Source organism: Pseudomonas sp. H3_D04 (assembly GCF_054669175.1).
This window is the reverse complement of record NZ_CP162801.1, coordinates 6,393,779-6,409,769: the sequence shown is the minus strand read 5'-3', so window position 1 is coordinate 6,409,769 and position 15,991 is coordinate 6,393,779. Positions and strand designations below refer to the sequence as shown.

The 15,991-nt window shown below is 60.8% G+C and carries 12 protein-coding genes; 3 read left to right on the top strand and 9 right to left on the bottom strand.

Annotation, left to right across the window (positions count from 1 at the left end; all coding sequences use genetic code 11):
* Window positions 1-10: 10 nt before the first annotated feature.
* The 6 genes from AB4N91_RS29405 to AB4N91_RS29380 form a co-directional block, all read right to left on the bottom strand.
* Window positions 11-643, bottom strand: a complete 633-nt coding sequence (locus AB4N91_RS29405) for a sarcosine oxidase subunit gamma (protein ID WP_010467044.1) — start codon at window positions 641-643, stop codon at window positions 11-13.
* A 149-nt stretch (window positions 644-792) separates the two neighbouring features.
* On the bottom strand, window positions 793-3,810 hold the full coding sequence (locus tag AB4N91_RS29400; RefSeq protein ID WP_102593738.1) for a sarcosine oxidase subunit alpha: 3,018 nt from the start codon (window positions 3,808-3,810) through the stop codon (window positions 793-795).
* Window positions 3,807-4,136 (bottom strand): sarcosine oxidase subunit delta, encoded by a 330-nt coding sequence (locus AB4N91_RS29395; RefSeq protein WP_010467039.1) that lies wholly within the window; start codon window positions 4,134-4,136, stop codon window positions 3,807-3,809. The genes AB4N91_RS29400 and AB4N91_RS29395 overlap by 4 nt, the downstream gene beginning before the upstream one ends.
* A gap of 14 nt (window positions 4,137-4,150) precedes the next feature.
* Entirely contained in the window at window positions 4,151-5,401 is a 1,251-nt protein-coding gene (locus tag AB4N91_RS29390) for a sarcosine oxidase subunit beta (RefSeq protein ID WP_007947735.1), read from the bottom strand.
* Between the two features lie 23 nt (window positions 5,402-5,424).
* Window positions 5,425-6,678, bottom strand: a complete 1,254-nt coding sequence (gene glyA / locus AB4N91_RS29385) for a serine hydroxymethyltransferase (protein WP_145306798.1) — start codon at window positions 6,676-6,678, stop codon at window positions 5,425-5,427.
* A 284-nt stretch (window positions 6,679-6,962) separates the two neighbouring features.
* Window positions 6,963-7,679: a TraX family protein gene (locus tag AB4N91_RS29380; protein WP_154912915.1), complete on the bottom strand. Its 717-nt coding sequence runs from the start codon at window positions 7,677-7,679 to the stop codon at window positions 6,963-6,965.
* A 133-nt stretch (window positions 7,680-7,812) separates the two neighbouring features.
* Between AB4N91_RS29380 and AB4N91_RS29375 the strand changes: the two genes are divergently transcribed.
* Together AB4N91_RS29375 and AB4N91_RS29370 are read left to right on the top strand one after the other, a co-directional pair.
* On the top strand, window positions 7,813-8,853 hold the full coding sequence (locus tag AB4N91_RS29375; RefSeq protein ID WP_010467030.1) for a threonine aldolase family protein: 1,041 nt from the start codon (window positions 7,813-7,815) through the stop codon (window positions 8,851-8,853).
* A 264-nt stretch (window positions 8,854-9,117) separates the two neighbouring features.
* Entirely contained in the window at window positions 9,118-9,942 is an 825-nt protein-coding gene (locus AB4N91_RS29370; protein ID WP_154912916.1) for an SDR family oxidoreductase, read from the top strand.
* Window positions 9,943-10,041: 99 nt separating this feature from the next.
* Here AB4N91_RS29370 and gbcB read toward each other — a convergent pair whose 3' ends face one another.
* Entirely contained in the window at window positions 10,042-11,142 is a 1,101-nt protein-coding gene (gbcB, locus tag AB4N91_RS29365) for a glycine-betaine demethylase subunit GbcB (RefSeq protein ID WP_010467027.1), read from the bottom strand.
* Between the two features lie 283 nt (window positions 11,143-11,425).
* Between gbcB and gbcA the strand changes: the two genes are divergently transcribed.
* The gene (gene gbcA / locus AB4N91_RS29360; RefSeq protein ID WP_010467026.1) at window positions 11,426-12,721 is read left to right on the top strand and encodes a glycine-betaine demethylase subunit GbcA; all 1,296 of its coding nucleotides are present in this window, start codon (window positions 11,426-11,428) and stop codon (window positions 12,719-12,721) included.
* Window positions 12,722-12,828: 107 nt separating this feature from the next.
* Here the strand turns inward: gbcA and AB4N91_RS29355 are convergent, their stop codons facing one another.
* Entirely contained in the window at window positions 12,829-14,073 is a 1,245-nt protein-coding gene (locus AB4N91_RS29355) for a metallophosphoesterase family protein (RefSeq protein ID WP_145306794.1), read from the bottom strand.
* A gap of 27 nt (window positions 14,074-14,100) precedes the next feature.
* A complete protein-coding gene (locus AB4N91_RS29350) occupies window positions 14,101-15,969 on the bottom strand; it encodes a c-type cytochrome (RefSeq protein ID WP_145306792.1) in 1,869 nt (622 codons plus the stop codon).
* Window positions 15,970-15,991: the final 22 nt, after the last annotated feature.

Sequence of the window (15,991 nt, the reverse complement as noted above, 5' to 3'; positions counted from 1 at the left end):
CGCCTCCTGATCAGGCCTGGACGCTCAGGCCGTATTCCGCCGCTGCATCCTGCAACCACAACCACCAGTAATCCGAGAAGCTGCGACGGATCAGCAGTTCCCAGGTGTCTTCGGCGGTGTGGCGGATCACCAGTTGCGACTTGGCAAACACGGTGCCGACAGCCTTGCCCACCGGGAAGCTGTTGGGGTGCACGTCGTAGCTGGTGGATTTCATCAGCACCTGGCGCACGTTCGGGCCGCTCAGTTCGAGGATCTGCTGGCCGCCGCTGACGTTGGTGATCGCGATGTGCAGGTCGCCCAGCGCTTCACGCAGTTTTTGCTCGGCGGCGAATTCTTCGCCGGTCGGCACAATCAGCAGCCATTCATCCGGCCCCATCCATTGCAGGCTGGTTTCGCCTTTGACGACGACGGTCAGCGCGGCCGGCAGTTCGATCCCGAGGGCCTTGTGCACGCCAGCGGCGAACGCCGCATCGTGGCCATCACCACGAATAGTCAGGTGGCCGAGGAGTTTTTTCTCACGCACGATCACGCCGGCGCTTTTACGGCCCTTGCCCACCAGACTGGCGAGGTCGGCATGATGCAGCGACGACTCGGCCTTGGCCCCGGTGGTTGGGCGTTGTTGGTAAACATTAGCTGCGGTCATAAAGCACCTTTCCTGAATTCTGTTGGTTCCTGTGATGGCTGCACTGCCGTCATCGCCAGCGGGCTAGCTCCCACATTTGACCGCGATCTCCTGTGGGAGCGAGCCTGCTCGCGAAGGCGGTAGCAGGCACCCCACAGGACCCGAAGCCATTAGATGTTCTGACGATCACCCTTTGGATCGAAGAACACCGAAGAAACGATTTCCGCCTCGATCACGCTGCCATCGGCCAGCGGTGCGAACACGCGCTCACCGATGCGCTTCAAACCGCCCTTCACCACGCCCATGGCAAACGAATAGCCCAGGGAGTTGTGCAGGTAGCTGGAAGTGACGTGACCGACCATCGTCATCGGGATCGTCTGCTTGGTGTTGAACACCAGTTGCGCACCTTCCGGCAGCCATTTGGTCGGGTCGATCGGTTTCAGGCCCACCAGCTGTTTGCGTTGATCACGCACGCAGTCTTCGCGGTTCATGCCACGCTGGCCAATCCACGAGAACGGTTTGGTGCGACCGACACACCAGCCCATGTTCAGGTCGTCCGGGGTCATCGAGCCGTCAGTGTCCTGACCGACGATGATGAAGCCTTTCTCGGCCCGCAGGATGTGCATGGTTTCGGTGCCATACGGGGTCAGGTTGTACTGCTTGCCAGCCTCGACGATTTTCTCGAGCACGCCCATCGCATAGTCGGCTTGCACGTTGACTTCGTACGACAGCTCACCGGTAAACGAAATCCGGAAAATCCGCGCCGGCACACCGCCGACCAACGCTTCTTTCCAGGTCATGAACGGGAAGGCTTCGTTGCTCAGGTCGGCGTCGGTCACTTCGCTGAGCAGCTTGCGGCTGTTCGGCCCGGACAGGGTCATGGTTGCCCAGTGATCCGTCACGGACGTGAAGTACACCTTCAGGTCTGGCCATTCGGTCTGGTGGTAGATTTCCAGCCATTGCAGCACGCGTGCAGCGCCGCCGGTGGTGGTGGTCATCACGAAATGGTTGTCGGCCAGGCATGCAGTCACGCCGTCGTCAAACACCATGCCGTCTTCTTTGCACATCAGGCCGTAACGGGCCTTGCCCACGTCGAGCTTGGTCCAGGCGTTGGTGTAGATGCGGTTCAGGAACTCGCGGGTGTCCGGGCCCTGGATGTCGATCTTACCCAGGGTCGAAGCGTCCAGCAGGCCGACGCTGTCGCGCACGGCTTTGCATTCGCGTTTCACCGCAGCGTGAATGTCTTCACCGTTTTTCGGGAAGTACCAAGGACGCTTCCACTGACCGACGTCTTCAAACTCGGCGCCGTTTTTCACGTGCCAGTGATGCAGCGCGGTGTGACGCACCGGTTCGAAGATGTGCCCACAGTGACGACCGGCCACGGCGCCGAAGGTAACCGGCGTGTAGTTCGGGCGGAACATGGTGGTGCCCATCTGCGGGATGGTCACGTTCAGCGAACGGGCGGCGATGGCCAGGCCGTTGACGTTGCCGAGCTTGCCCTGGTCCGTGCCGAAGCCCAGTGCGGTGTAGCGTTTGACGTGCTCGACCGACTCGAAGCCTTCGCGGGTCGCCAGTTCGATGGCGGCGGCGGTGACGTCGTTTTGCAGGTCGACGAATTGCTTCGGTCCGCGCGCGGTGCCTTTTTCGTGTGGCACCTGGAACAGCGCCAGGGTGGGCTCTTCGAGACGGCTCAGGGCTTTCGGCAACGTGCCTTCGACCACACTGAAACCGGCTTCGCTGGCTGCGCGAGCGCCGCCTTCAAAACCATCGGCCAACGAATCGCCGAGGCCATAGACGCCGTTGATGCCACCGACGCACACGCGTTTCTGCGGTGCTTCGCCCGGTACGAAACCGAGGATGTCTTCACGCCAGATCGGTTTGCCGCCCAGGTGAGAAGCCAAGTGAACAACCGGGCTGTAACCACCGGAGCTGGCGATCAAATCGCAATCAAGCCACTCGCCAGGGCTGGTCACGGCGTGTGCTTTGACATCGATCGCGGCGACGCGAGCGGCGGTCACGTGCTTGCTGCCACGGGCCTCGATCACGGCGCTGCCGGTCAGGATGCGAATGCCTTTGGCGCGCGCTTCTTCAACCAATGCACCGCGCGGATTGCTGCGGGCGTCGGCGATGGCCACCACTTGCAGGCTGGCATCGAGCCAATCCAGGGCAACGCGGTAGGCGTGATCGTTGTTGGTCGACAGCACCAGTTTCTTGCCCGGTGCCACGCCGTAACGGCGAACGTAAGTCGAGACAGCGCCGGCCAGCATGTTGCCCGGCACGTCGTTGTTGCCGTAGACCAGTGGGCGCTCGTGAGCGCCGGTCGCCAGCACCACACGTTTGGCGCGAACCCGGTGGATGCGCTGACGCACCTGGCCAATCGGAGCACGGTCGCCGAGGTGATCGGTCAGGCGCTCGTGAATGGTCAGGAAGTTATGGTCGTGGTAACCGTTGACCGTGGCGCGCGGCAACAGCAGCACGTCCGGGGTGTCTTTGAGTTCGGCGATGACGCTGGCGACCCACTCGACCGCTGGCTTGCCGTCGAGGCTTTCGCGGGAGTCGAGCAGGCTACCGCCGAACTCTTCCTGTTCATCGGCGAGGATGACACGAGCACCGCTGCGCGCAGCCGCCAGTGCAGCGGCCAGACCTGCGGGGCCACCGCCGACGATCAGCACGTCGCAGTGCTGGTTCATGTAGTCGTAGGTATCCGGATCGTTCTCGGTCGGCGAGCGGCCAAGGCCGGCGGCCTTACGGATGTACTTCTCGTAAGTCATCCAGAACGATTGCGGGTACATGAAGGTTTTGTAGTAGAAGCCCGGCGGCATCAGCTTGCCGCCGACCTTGCCGAGAATCCCCATCATGTCGTTGTTGACGCTTGGCCAGCCGTTGGTGCTGGTGGCGACCAGGCCTTGATACAGCGCTTGTTGCGTGGCACGTACGTTCGGGATCTGCGTGGCTTCGGTCGCGCCGATCTGCAGCACGGCGTTCGGCTCTTCAGCGCCGGCAGCGAAGATGCCGCGCGGACGGGAGTACTTGAAGCTGCGACCGATGATGTCGACACCGTTGGCCAGCAGGGCAGCGGCCAGCGAATCGCCTTCAAAGCCTTTGTAGACCTGACCGTTGAAGGTGAAGCTCAGCACTTTGTTGCGGTCGATCCGTCCGCCGTTGGACAGGCGATTGATCTGGCTCATACCTTCTCTCCCAGAGCCGTCGTGGCCGCTTTCGGGCTATCGGTCTTGTCGGTGAACTGCGGCTTGGCGCCGATCTTGTAGGTCTCGAGAATCTCGTAGGTCACGGTGTCGCGGGTCGCGTTGAAATACTGACGGCAACCGGCGACGTGATCCCACAACTCGTGGTGCAGACCGCGAGGGTTATCGCGGAAGAACATGTAGTCGCCCCACTCCTCGTCGGTGCAGGTGTTCGGATCCAGTGGGCGCGGAATGTGCGCCTGGCCGGATGCGTGGAATTCCTCTTCGGAGCGCAACTCGCCGCAGTGAGGACAGAAGATATGCAACATGGGGATTTCTCCTGTTAGTGGGCAACCGCAGCAGCGCCGTGTTCATCGATCAACGCACCGTTGTGGAAACGGTCGATGGAGAAAGGTGCAGCCAATGGGTGCATTTCACCCTTGGCCAGACTCGCGGCAAACACGTTGCCCGAGCCAGGTGTGGCCTTGAAGCCGCCGGTGCCCCAACCGCAGTTGAAGAACATGTTCGGGACCGGGGTTTTCGAGATGATCGGGCAGGCATCCGGTGTGGTGTCGACGATGCCGCCCCACTGCCGGTTCATGCGCACGCGGGACAACACCGGGAACATCTCGACGATGGCCTGGATGGTGTGTTCGATCACCGGGTACGAACCACGCTGGCCGTAGCCGTTGTAGCCGTCGATACCGGCGCCGATCACCAGGTCGCCCTTGTCGGACTGGCTGATGTAACCGTGTACGGCGTTGGACATGATCACGCTGTCGATAATCGGCTTGATCGGCTCGGACACCAGCGCTTGCAGCGGGTGGGATTCGATCGGCAGGCGGAAACCGGCCAGCTTGGCCATGTGCCCGGAGTTACCGGCGGTCACCACACCGACGCGCTTGGCGCCGATGAAGCCTTTGTTGGTTTCAACGCCGATGCACACGCCGTTTTCCTTGCGGAAGCCGATCACCTCGGTCTGCTGGATCAGGTCCACGCCCAGTGCGTCGGCGGCACGGGCAAAGCCCCACGCCACGGCATCGTGACGGGCCACGCCGCCGCGACGCTGAACGGTTGCGCCCATCACCGGGTAGCGAGTGTTCTTCGAGCAGTCGAGGTACGGGATCTCGTCGGCCACTTGCTTGGCATCGAGCAGTTCGCCGTCGACGCCGTTGAGGCGGTTGGCGCTGACCCGACGCTCGGAATCACGGATGTCTTGCAGGGTGTGGCACAGGTTGTAAACGCCGCGCTGGGAGAACATGACGTTGTAGTTCAGATCCTGGGACAGGCCTTCCCACAATTTCATCGCGTGTTCGTACAGGTGCGCCGACTCGTCCCACAGGTAGTTGGAGCGAACGATGGTGGTGTTGCGCGCGGTGTTACCGCCGCCCAGCCAGCCTTTCTCGACCACGGCCACGTTGGTGATGCCGTGCTCTTTGGCCAGGTAGTAAGCCGTGGCGAGACCATGCCCGCCACCGCCGACGATGACCACGTCATAGACCTTTTTAGGGGTCGGCGTGCGCCACATTTTCTGCCAGTTTTCGTGATGGCTGAGGGAGTGTTTGAAGAGGCCGAAGCCCGAGTAGCGTTGCATAGTCATTTACTCCAAAACCGCGCTCAGCGATAAACCGGGAAGTCCGCGCACAGGGCCGACACTTGCTGGGCAACATTCGCTTCCACGTCGGCGTCGCCGAGGTTGTCGAGGATGTCGCAGATCCAGCCGGCCAGTTCCACGCACTGGGTCACCTTGAAGCCGCGCGTGGTCACCGCCGGGGTGCCGATGCGCAGGCCGGAGGTCACGAACGGCGACTGTGGATCGTTCGGGACAGCGTTCTTGTTGACGGTGATGTGGGCGCGACCGAGTGCTGCATCCGCCTCTTTGCCGGTAAGGCCCTGACGGATCAGGCTGACCAGGAACAGGTGGTTATCGGTGCCGCCGGACACTACATCGTAGCCGCGTTTGATAAACACGCCGGCCATGGCCTGGGCGTTGTCGATCACTTGTTGCTGGTAAACCTTGAAACCAGGCTCCAGCGCTTCCTTGAAGCACACGGCTTTACCGGCGATGACGTGCATCAGCGGGCCGCCCTGTGCGCCGGGGAATACCGCAGCGTTGAGCTTTTTCTCGATTTCTTCGTTGGACTTGCACAGGATCAGGCCGCCACGCGGACCGCGCAGGGTCTTGTGGGTGGTGGTGGTGACCACGTCGGCGTACGGCAGCGGATTCGGATACAGGCCAGCAGCGACCAGACCGGCCACGTGGGCCATGTCGACGAACAGTAGCGCACCGACCTTGTCGGCGATCTGACGGAAACGTGGGAAGTCGAGGGTCTTGGAGTAAGCCGAGAAGCCGGCAACGATCATCTTCGGCTGGCATTCGACCGCCAGGCGCTCGACTTCGTCGTAATCGATCAGCCCGGTCTTGGTGTCGATACCGTACTGCACGGCGTTGTACAGCTTGCCCGAGGACGACACTTTGGCGCCGTGGGTCAGGTGACCACCGTGGGCCAGGCTCATGCCGAGGATGGTGTCGCCCGGCTGGATCAGGGCCAGATACACAGCACTGTTGGCCGAAGAGCCGGAGTGCGGCTGGACGTTGGCGTAGTCGGCACCGAACAGTTGCTTGGCGCGTTCGATGGCCAGCGCTTCAACTTTATCGACGTGCTCGCAGCCACCGTAGTAGCGCTTGCCCGGATAGCCTTCGGCGTATTTGTTGGTCAGGCCGCTGCCTTGCGCTTCCATGACGCGTTTGCTGGTGTAGTTCTCTGACGCGATCAGCTCGATGTGATCTTCCTGGCGTTGCTCCTCGGCATTCATCGCCGCCAGCAGTGCATCGTCGTAACCCTGGATCTGGTCTTGCTTGCTGAACATCGCGTCTCTCCCAGCGGCATCTATGCGCCATTCGTCTCGGTAAGGCACCGGTGTTTCGACAGTGCCCTTTGATGCGATGGTATGACCGGCGCAGACAGGCCAAATGCCTACGGACGCCACGCAAAGGTGCGTTTACGACATGGCGGGAAATGGCATGCCGAACACACTCCTCAAATCACCAAGGAACCCCTGTAGGAGTGAGCCTGCTCGCGATAGCGGTGGGTCAGGCAACATCAATGCTGGCTGTGACGGCCTCATCGCGAGCAGGCTCACTCCTACAGGGGTCAGACGATTGCCTGGCGCATTGCGAGCAACAGCAAAAAATGCAGCGGATACAAGGCATACGCCCAACGCCGCATTGGCGGCGGCTGGAAATGCCGGGTATGTCGCAACAGGAACAACCCGAGCAATGGCGCAATCAGACAAGCGGCAATGCCGAGGAAGGCTGCACGGTTGCCGATCCGCGCGGAGTAAAACAGCACCTCCCATTGATTCGCCGCCAGGCACACCAGCCCCGGCAACAGGCTGAAATACCAGGGCCGGCGGATCACCAGCAACGTCGCCAGCGGCAGCAGCACCCCGAAGAATCCAAACATCAGCCACTGCGGGAACAGCGCCGCCAGCGCCAGCGCGACCACCGCGAGCAGTCGTGATTGCAGGCGTCGATCCTGCCAGCCACGGGCCACCAGCAATCCCAGCGCCAACGTAGGCAACACGTTCAAGGTGTCGGGATCGGGAATGTACATCCGGTAGGGAATTTCGCTCAGGGCGCTGAACAACAGTAACCAGCCCAGGTATCGCCACTGGCCGTCGGTCGTCGTGGCACCAGTGCGCGCAAGGTTGGCCGCCATCGCCAGGCAGAACCACGGAAACGCCAGCCGTCCCGGCACATACAGCAGATCGACGGAGTAACCGACATATCGCAGGTGATCGAGCACCATGCTCAATAGCGCCAGCCACTTGAGCAGATCCAGTGCCCCATCCCTTTGCGTCATGTGCATAATTGCCCGTCGTCTTTGTAGTGTTCTGTCAGACGCATCCCGTGTGCTCGCCGGATGATCTTCGGTAAAGTGCGCACCATCATTGACCACGAGGCGCTTCACCATAAGCGTCTCGACCACGGAAAGCAGGGCCATGACCGATAAGAGCCAACAATTCGCCAGCGACAACTATTCCGGTATCTGCCCTGAAGCCTGGGCTGCCATGGAACAGGCCAACCACGGCCACCAACGCGCTTACGGCGACGATGAATGGACCGCACGCGCGTCCGATGATTTCCGCAAACTGTTCGAAACCGACTGCGAAGTGTTTTTCGCCTTCAACGGCACCGCGGCCAACTCGCTGGCCCTGTCGTCGCTGTGCCAGAGTTACCACAGCGTGATCTGCTCGGAAACCGCCCACGTCGAAACCGACGAGTGCGGCGCGCCGGAATTCTTCTCCAACGGTTCCAAGTTGCTCATTGCCCGCACCGAAAACGGCAAGCTGACCCCGGAATCGATCCGCGAAGTCGCCCTCAAGCGCCAGGACATCCACTACCCGAAACCCCGCGTCGTGACCCTGACCCAGGCCACCGAAGTCGGCAGCGTCTACACCCCGGAAGAAATCCGTGCCATCAGCGCCACCTGCAAAGAGCTGGGCCTGAACCTGCACATGGACGGCGCGCGCTTCTCCAACGCCTGCGCATTCCTCGGCTGCTCCCCGGCCGACCTGACCTGGAAAGCCGGCGTCGATGTGTTGTGCTTCGGCGGCACGAAAAACGGCATGGCGGTGGGTGAAGCGATTCTGTTCTTCAACCACAAACTGGCCGAAGACTTCGACTACCGCTGCAAACAGGCGGGGCAACTGGCCTCGAAAATGCGTTTCCTGTCGGCACCGTGGGTCGGGATTCTGGAAAACGACGCCTGGCTCAAATACGCCCGCCACGCCAACCATTGTGCGCAGCTCCTGGCAGAACTGGTCAGCGATATTCCCGGCGTGGAACTGATGTTCCCGGTACAGGCCAACGGCGTGTTCCTGCAACTGTCGGAGCCGGCCATCGCTGCACTGACGGCCAAGGGCTGGCGTTTCTACACCTTCATCGGCAACGGCGGCGCACGCTTCATGTGCTCGTGGGATACCGAAGAAGAACGCGTACGTGAATTGGCGGCGGATATTCGCGAAGTCATGTCCCACTGATTCCTTCAAACAGCAACCCGATCCCCTGTGGCGAGGGAGCTTGCTCCCGCTCGGCGGCGCAGCCGTCGTAGAACCAGCCAATGCGGTCTGCCAGACAGACCGCATTCTCAGTATTCGGGGCCGCTTCGCAGCCCAGCGGGAGCAAGCTCCCTCGCCACAAAACCCCTTTCCCCCTCCCCTGATCACTCACCCTGAAACTCTTGGTCTACATTGATTGGCGAGCCGCTTCTATCCGCTCAGACAATAATAATCAGGAGCGTACGCATGTCCTTACAAGGCAAAACCCTGTTCATTACCGGTGCCAGCCGTGGGATTGGTCGTGAGATCGCGCTGCGAGCTGCGCGGGATGGGGCCAACATTGTGATTGCCGCCAAAAGCGCCGCCCCCCACCCCAAACTGCCCGGCACGATTTTCAGCGTGGCCAAGGAAGTTGAAGACGCGGGTGGCAAGGCGCTGGCCTTGCAGGTGGATGTTCGCGATGAACTCGCGGTACGCGAGGCGCTGGCCCAGGCCCACGAGCATTTCGGCGGTATCGATGCATTGATCAACAACGCCGGAGCGATCAAGCTGACCGGCGTTCAACACATCGAGCTCAAGCGCTTCGACCTGATGCACCAGATCAACACCCGCGCCGTGTTGCTGTGCAGCCAGGCTGCCCTGCCCTATCTGAAAAAAACCAAGGGTCACATTCTTAACCTGTCGCCACCGTTGAACCTGGCGACGAAATGGTTCGCCCAATACAGCCCCTACACGGTGACCAAATACGGCATGAGCATGCTGACCCTGGGCATGAGTGAGGAATTTGCCAGTTATGGCATCAGCGTCAATTCGTTGTGGCCGCAGACGATGATTGCGACGGCGGCCATCGAGTTTCAGCTTGGCTCGAGGGAATCCTTCAAACACGCACGAACGCCGGCGATCATGGCCGATGCTGCTTACGCAATTCTGGACAGCAGCGGTCGCAGCATTACCGGGCGGCTGCTGATTGATGAAGAGATTCTGAGTGAGCACGGCGTGACCGAATTCGATCATTACCGTTTCGAGCCCGGCACCAACGACACGCTGATGCCAGATTTGTTTGTCGACTGAATACCAACACCTGTAGGAGCGAGCCTGCTCGCGATAGCGCCGGTACATTCACCACCGCTATCGCGAGCAGGCTCGCTCCTACAGGTTGCGCGGCGCGAATCAGAATTCGATGCGCACGTCGCCCTTCGGCACGCTGCAGCACGACAGGATGTAGCCTTCGGCTTCGTCTTCCTCGGTAATCCCGCCGTTGTGGTCCATTTCGACCTCGCCACCCAGCTTCAGCACTTTGCACGTGCCGCAAATGCCCATGCCGCAGGCCTTCGGAATCAGCAAGCCCAGCTTGGCCGCCGCCGCATGCACGGTTTCACCCGGGGCCACGCGAATGCTCTTGCCGGAGGAGATAAATTCGACTTGATGCAGGTCCGCCAGATCAACTTCCGGCGCGTCGGCAGCAATTTCGGCCTGTTCCACCGCATCGGCACGGGCTTCCGGCGGCGTGGCACCGAAGGATTCCTCGTGGTAACGCGACATGTCGAAACCGGCGGTCTCGAGCATGCGCTTGACCGCGTTCATGTACGGCGTCGGGCCGCAGCAGAACACTTCGCGCTCCATGAAGTCCGGGGCCATCAGTTCGAGCATCTTGTGGTTCAGGTAACCGCGATAACCCGCCCACGGCTCACCCAGACCATGCTTCTCGCAGATCAGGTGAAGGCTGAAGTTATCGATCCGCGACGCCATGTGTTCCAGCTCGCGGTGATAAATGATGTCTTTGGGCGAGCGGGCGCTGTGGATAAACACCATGTCGACGTTGCCGTTGGTGTCGTAGAACCAGCGCGCCATCGACATGACCGGCGTGATACCGACACCGCCGCTGAGGTACAACACCTTCGGCGCGGTGAAGTCCATGGCGTTGAACAGCCCGACCGGCCCGTGCACCGCCAGCTCCTGACCTTCATGCAGCGTGTCGTGCAACCAGTTCGAGACTTTGCCGCCCGGTACGCGCTTGATCGTCACCGAAAAGCTGTACGGCACCGATGGCGAGCTGGAAATGGTGTAGGAGCGCATGATCGGCACGCCTTCGATTTCCAGCTCCAGGGTGACGAACTGCCCCGGCTTGAAGAAGAACAGGATCGGCTGGTCGGCCATAAAGCAGAAGGTGCGCACATCCCAGGTTTCCTGGATGACTTTGACGCAACGGACAATGTGTCGACCGTTGGCCCAGGTCTGGGTGGTTACCGGATTCAGGAAGCTGTTGGACATGCTGTTCTCCACCGCCGATGGTCGGCCTTATGTTGGCGATTCTGCGTATAGCGCGAGCCACCCATTTACCTATCTGCGACATTCACATACTTATCGCGACCAGCCCCCAACTACCGGGGGTTGCGCGTCGGGAACAGATTGGGCCATGTCGCCCATGGATAAGGTTCTGCCCAGCGCCGGCCCCACACTCGCTCCATACCAAGACACAATCTTTACACCTTGCGTAGCAAACCTGATTAGCCACTTTCGCCGGCCACACAGAATGGCCTTGAGGATCAAATCGATGGACGTCACCGCAAAAATCAGCCTGGGCGATCCGCTGGAACCCGCACGCAAGGCCACCGCGCAGATGCTGCAAGAGCGCGAGCGCACTTTCTCGCTGCCGCAGCCGTTTTACTCTGACGAGCGGCTGTTTGATATCGACATGCAGGAAATCTTCCAGAAAGAGTGGTTGATCGCCGGCATGGCTTGCGAAATCCCGACCAAGGGCAACTACCTGACCCTGCAAGTCGGCAAGAATCCGATCATCGTGATTCGCGGCGCCGAAGGCGTGATCCATGCGTTCCACAACGTCTGTCGTCACCGCGGCTCGCGTCTGTGCACCAGTGAAAAGGGCAAGGTTGCCAAACTGGTCTGCCATTACCACCAGTGGACTTACGAACTGGACGGTCGCCTGCTGTTCGCCGGCACCGAAATGGGCGCCGACTTCGACATGAAGCAGTACGGCCTCAAACCGGTGAACGTGAAGACCGCCGGCGGCTACATCTTCATCAGCCTGTCGGAAAACCCGCCAGCCATTGATGACTTCCTGTCGACGCTGAACCATTACATGGAACCGTATGACATGGAGAACACCAAGGTGGCGATTACCACCACCTTGATGGAAAAGGCCAACTGGAAGCTGGTGCTGGAAAACAACCGCGAGTGCTACCACTGCAACGCGTCGCACCCGGAACTGCTGAAAACCCTGCTGGAATGGGACGACGTCACCGACCCGCGTGCCGACCAGGCCTTCAAGGACCACGTCGCGGCCTCCGCCGCTGCCTGGGAAGCCGAGAAGATCCCTTACGCCCACGCCAGTTTCGGCCTGCGTAACCGCATCGTGCGCATGCCGCTGCTCAAGGGCACCGTGTCGATGACCCTGGACGGCAAACAGGGCTGCGCCAAACTCATGGGCCGCATCAAGAACCCGGACCTGGGCTCGATGCGCATCCTGCACCTGCCGCACTCGTGGAACCACTGCATGGGCGATCACATCATCGTCTTCACCGTGTGGCCGATCAGCGCTCAGGAAACCATGGTCACCACCAAGTGGATCGTCCACAAGGACGCGGTTGAAGGCGTGGACTACGACGTGGAGCGCATGCGCCAGGTCTGGGACGCCACCAACGACCAGGATCGCCGTCTGGCCGAAGAGAACCAGCGCGGGATCAACTCCACGGCGTACCAGCCTGGGCCTTACTCCAAGACCTATGAGTTTGGTGTGGTGAACTTTGTGGACTGGTACAGCGAGCGTCTGTTGAGCAACCTCGGGGCCGAGCCTGCGCCTTACCTCAAGGGCGTTCCGGTTCAGGGCTAACAGCAAAAGCATCGCGAGCAGGCTCGCTCCCACAGGGGATCTTTGGTGCGCTGAAGATCGAATGTGGGAGCGAGCCTGCTCGCGATGGCGGCCTCACATTCACCCGATCAACTTGAAGACCACCGCACGCTGCCATCCTCCCCGAAAAACGTCTCTTCGATGTGCTCCCCCACCAACCGCACCTTCACATACCCATTCAACACCCGATCCGGGTACGCCTCATCCCGCGCATTCTCGGTTTCCGACCACAACACCCGTGTATGCCCGTCCAGCTCGCTGGCATTACCATACGGAATCGCCCCATGCCCGGCGCAACGCGCATGCAGTCCACCCTGGGCCGCATAGCAAATGCCATTGTGCAAATGCCCCCAATACCAGTAATCAGGCTCCCGACCCAACGCATCACAGACCGGCTGATACAACGCCGTCTTGTTGTGCCCGGAAATATCGAACCCCTGATGGTGACTGAGCACCATGATCTTCTTGCGCTGGGGCAGTTCTTTCATCCAGGCGATCTGCTCCTTGTTCAGCGTGCCGTCCATGTACAGATTGATGGCGTCTGACGCATAGGCCGTATCGAGCCCGACCACCAGCCAATCGTCGTTGTACAACGCGAAATAACTGGTGCCCTGCTGCGCCGGAAAACGCTTGGCCAGTTCCTTGAAATAACCGTGGGCGCCGCTGTACATCTCGTGATTGGAATTGAGGGTGAACGAGCCGTGCTTGCCCATGGGCCAGCCGACCATGTCGACGTCTTCCTGGGAATGGGTACCGGCGTAATACACATCCCCCAGGTGAATAGTGAAATCGGCCTGAGCCAGTTGCATCTGGTTGGCCACCGCCACCGCCGGGGCGTGGCTGTCGAACGGACCGGTGCCCCAGTCGCCGGCGATCGCCAGCACCACGTCACTGTCCATCTTCATCAATGCCGGGTTAGTGGCGAACGGCGCGTGATGGCGCAGGTTTTCGATCCACTTGAGCAGCGCTTCGCTCCACAACAGATCCAGCAGTTCCCACTTGCGACAGCCCAGCAGACTGCCGTCCTTGAGCACCCGGGTCTGCAACTGGTCGACCGATTGCGGTAAAGGCGTGGCGTTGCCGATGTGCAGGATCGACAAACCGTGGGACAACTCCCACGGCACGCTCGGCTGATCGACCGGCAGATCGCCGTGTTTGAGCACGTATTGCGCCTGATCGTGGCCACGCTGCAACAGGGCGACGATGGCCTGGAACTCCTCGGGCTCGAGCTCGCTGATGAGCTTTTTCCAGGACATTTCCAATCGCGTGAACAGCCCATGCACGCGAACTTTGACCTTGTCGTATTCATGTTCCCAATGAGTAACTAATGACATGTTGGCATTCCTCCATCCGTAGTGGGATCACAGGGTTTTCATGAACTCGATGAGCGCCCGTTTATCGATGTCCGACAGTTGCGTGCCGTACAGGTGGCCGCTGTTGTGGTTGCCCTCCAGGCGCGTGTCGTATTTGAAGTCCGCCGAGGCCTTGGCCTGCGCCCCGCTCGTGACGAAGCCGACCTTTTCCTGGTCGTACACATCGGAGCCGGTGTAGAACACCGACGGCCGCTGCTCCGGCGTCTGCAGCAGATCCCACAACGTGGGCACCGAACCGTTATGCAGGTAGGGCGCCCGCAGCCAGACACCATCGGTCGGCGTGTTGCTGTAGCTCTGGGTCTTGCGATAGGCGTTGAAGTCGAATGGCGGTTTCTTGAAGGTGTGGAAGGCCTCCACCAACCCCGTGGTGAACGAGTTCAGGCGATGGGGATCGGTGCCCAGTTCGTCGATGTGGGTGGTGACCTGGCCGGTGTCGGTGCGACCGAAGTCGTGACAACCGGCGCAGTTCTGATCCCAGAGCGGTTTGCCCTGGGCGACCTTGGCCTGGTCCAGCGCGAACGGCCAGGCGGGGGGCTTGGTGCCGAGCAGCCAGTTGGTCACGCGGTTGAAGCTTTCCGGCAGCACCGATTCCGGCGTCGCGCCCACGGCCATCGCCGCTGCGTAGTTGCGCTCATGGATATCGTTGTTGTTGCCGTCCCAGTGCAAGTACAGCGACTCCCGGGGTTTCTGGTTCCACACTTGCGGCAGGTCGACGGTGCCGATGGTCGAGTCATCCGGGAAGCCGAACACCACCATTTTCGTCGGGTTAAAGGTGTCGGTGCGCCCCGGCCCCTGTTGCGGGCGCAGCTTCTGCCAGGCGTAGGCCTGTTTCTGTTTGAGCAACGCGCTCTTGGCCATCGGAATGATGAGGTAGCGGTTGTACAAGCGCTCGAAAAACCCGAGTTGGAACTTGCCGTTGATCGCAGTCATCACCGCGTCGGTGGTGAATGTCGGATCGCTGGCGCAATCGTAGGCGAACCACTGAAAGGCTTGCAGTTGAAGGGTATTGGCCGGGGCGGTGGCCACCGGGGTGGCAACGTCGCTGGCATTGGCCCGGTAGGAACCGGTGTGACACAGGGCGCAGTTCGGCTCCACGGTCGGGTAGCCGATTTGCCGCTTGGCCATGCCGATGGGCAGGTCCTTGCCGTTCTCAAAGAGGAAACCGAAGACTTCATAGCCGCCGGGTTTCGGCAGTTTCTCGGGGCACATCTGCGGCAGCACGGCGAACAGGTAATACGGGATGCGTGCTTCGATGCCGAGGCCGATGGCGGCGTACTTGTAGTGGTCTTCGTCGGAGGCGTACTTCTCAGCTGGCACCACCCGCAGCATCTGGTACCAAGTCTCGTAACCGATAAATCCCAGCACCAGGACCACGATCAGCGTGCCGACCTTGAAACTGTGCCGCTGCCAGCGCAGCGCCCAGCCGGCACGCCATTCCCGCCAGCCGTCACAGAGCAACGCCAACGGACGATTGGCCGGCGTGCTGCCCAGGTACAGCAGGATGCCGAGGATCAGGAACATGCTCAGATCGCCCATCAGCATCGGCACGAACACCGATGCCTGGCTGCTGGTGTTGATCAGGTAGATCCAGAACGCCACGGCGATCAGTCGCGACAACACACATAACCAGGAATGCACCACAAACCGCGGCGCATTGAAGCCCGACGGCATGTAGAACACGCTGATACCCACCAGCAGCATGCCGGCGTTTTCAAGCCATGGATCGGAGAGTTGCGGTGGCATGCCGAGCATCGAGGTCAGCAGCGCCGGAGCGAAAAGCGCCGGGATCGCGAAGACCATGTTCATCACGATGCCTAGCCAGATGAAGCGTTGGAACCAGCGGATGTAACTGTCCATATCATCCATTTCCTTCTAATCC

Bases quoted from the DNA above. Each gene is read 5' to 3' on its own strand.
- AB4N91_RS29400 (WP_102593738.1), bottom strand. From the start codon at position 3,810: ATGAGCCAGATCAATCGCCTGTCCAACGGCGGACGGATCGACCGCAAC.
- gbcA (WP_010467026.1), top strand. From the start codon at position 11,426: ATGGACGTCACCGCAAAAATCAGCCTGGGCGATCCGCTGGAACCCGCA.
- AB4N91_RS29380 (WP_154912915.1), bottom strand. From the start codon at position 7,679: ATGCACATGACGCAAAGGGATGGGGCACTGGATCTGCTCAAGTGGCTG.
- glyA (WP_145306798.1), bottom strand. From the start codon at position 6,678: ATGTTCAGCAAGCAAGACCAGATCCAGGGTTACGACGATGCACTGCTG.
- AB4N91_RS29390 (WP_007947735.1), bottom strand. From the start codon at position 5,401: ATGCAACGCTACTCGGGCTTCGGCCTCTTCAAACACTCCCTCAGCCAT.
- AB4N91_RS29405 (WP_010467044.1), bottom strand. From the start codon at position 643: ATGACCGCAGCTAATGTTTACCAACAACGCCCAACCACCGGGGCCAAG.
- AB4N91_RS29355 (WP_145306794.1), bottom strand. From the start codon at position 14,073: ATGTCATTAGTTACTCATTGGGAACATGAATACGACAAGGTCAAAGTT.
- AB4N91_RS29370 (WP_154912916.1), top strand. From the start codon at position 9,118: ATGTCCTTACAAGGCAAAACCCTGTTCATTACCGGTGCCAGCCGTGGG.
- AB4N91_RS29395 (WP_010467039.1), bottom strand. From the start codon at position 4,136: ATGTTGCATATCTTCTGTCCTCACTGCGGCGAGTTGCGCTCCGAAGAG.
- gbcB (WP_010467027.1), bottom strand. From the start codon at position 11,142: ATGTCCAACAGCTTCCTGAATCCGGTAACCACCCAGACCTGGGCCAAC.
- AB4N91_RS29375 (WP_010467030.1), top strand. From the start codon at position 7,813: ATGACCGATAAGAGCCAACAATTCGCCAGCGACAACTATTCCGGTATC.
- AB4N91_RS29350 (WP_145306792.1), bottom strand. From the start codon at position 15,969: ATGGACAGTTACATCCGCTGGTTCCAACGCTTCATCTGGCTAGGCATC.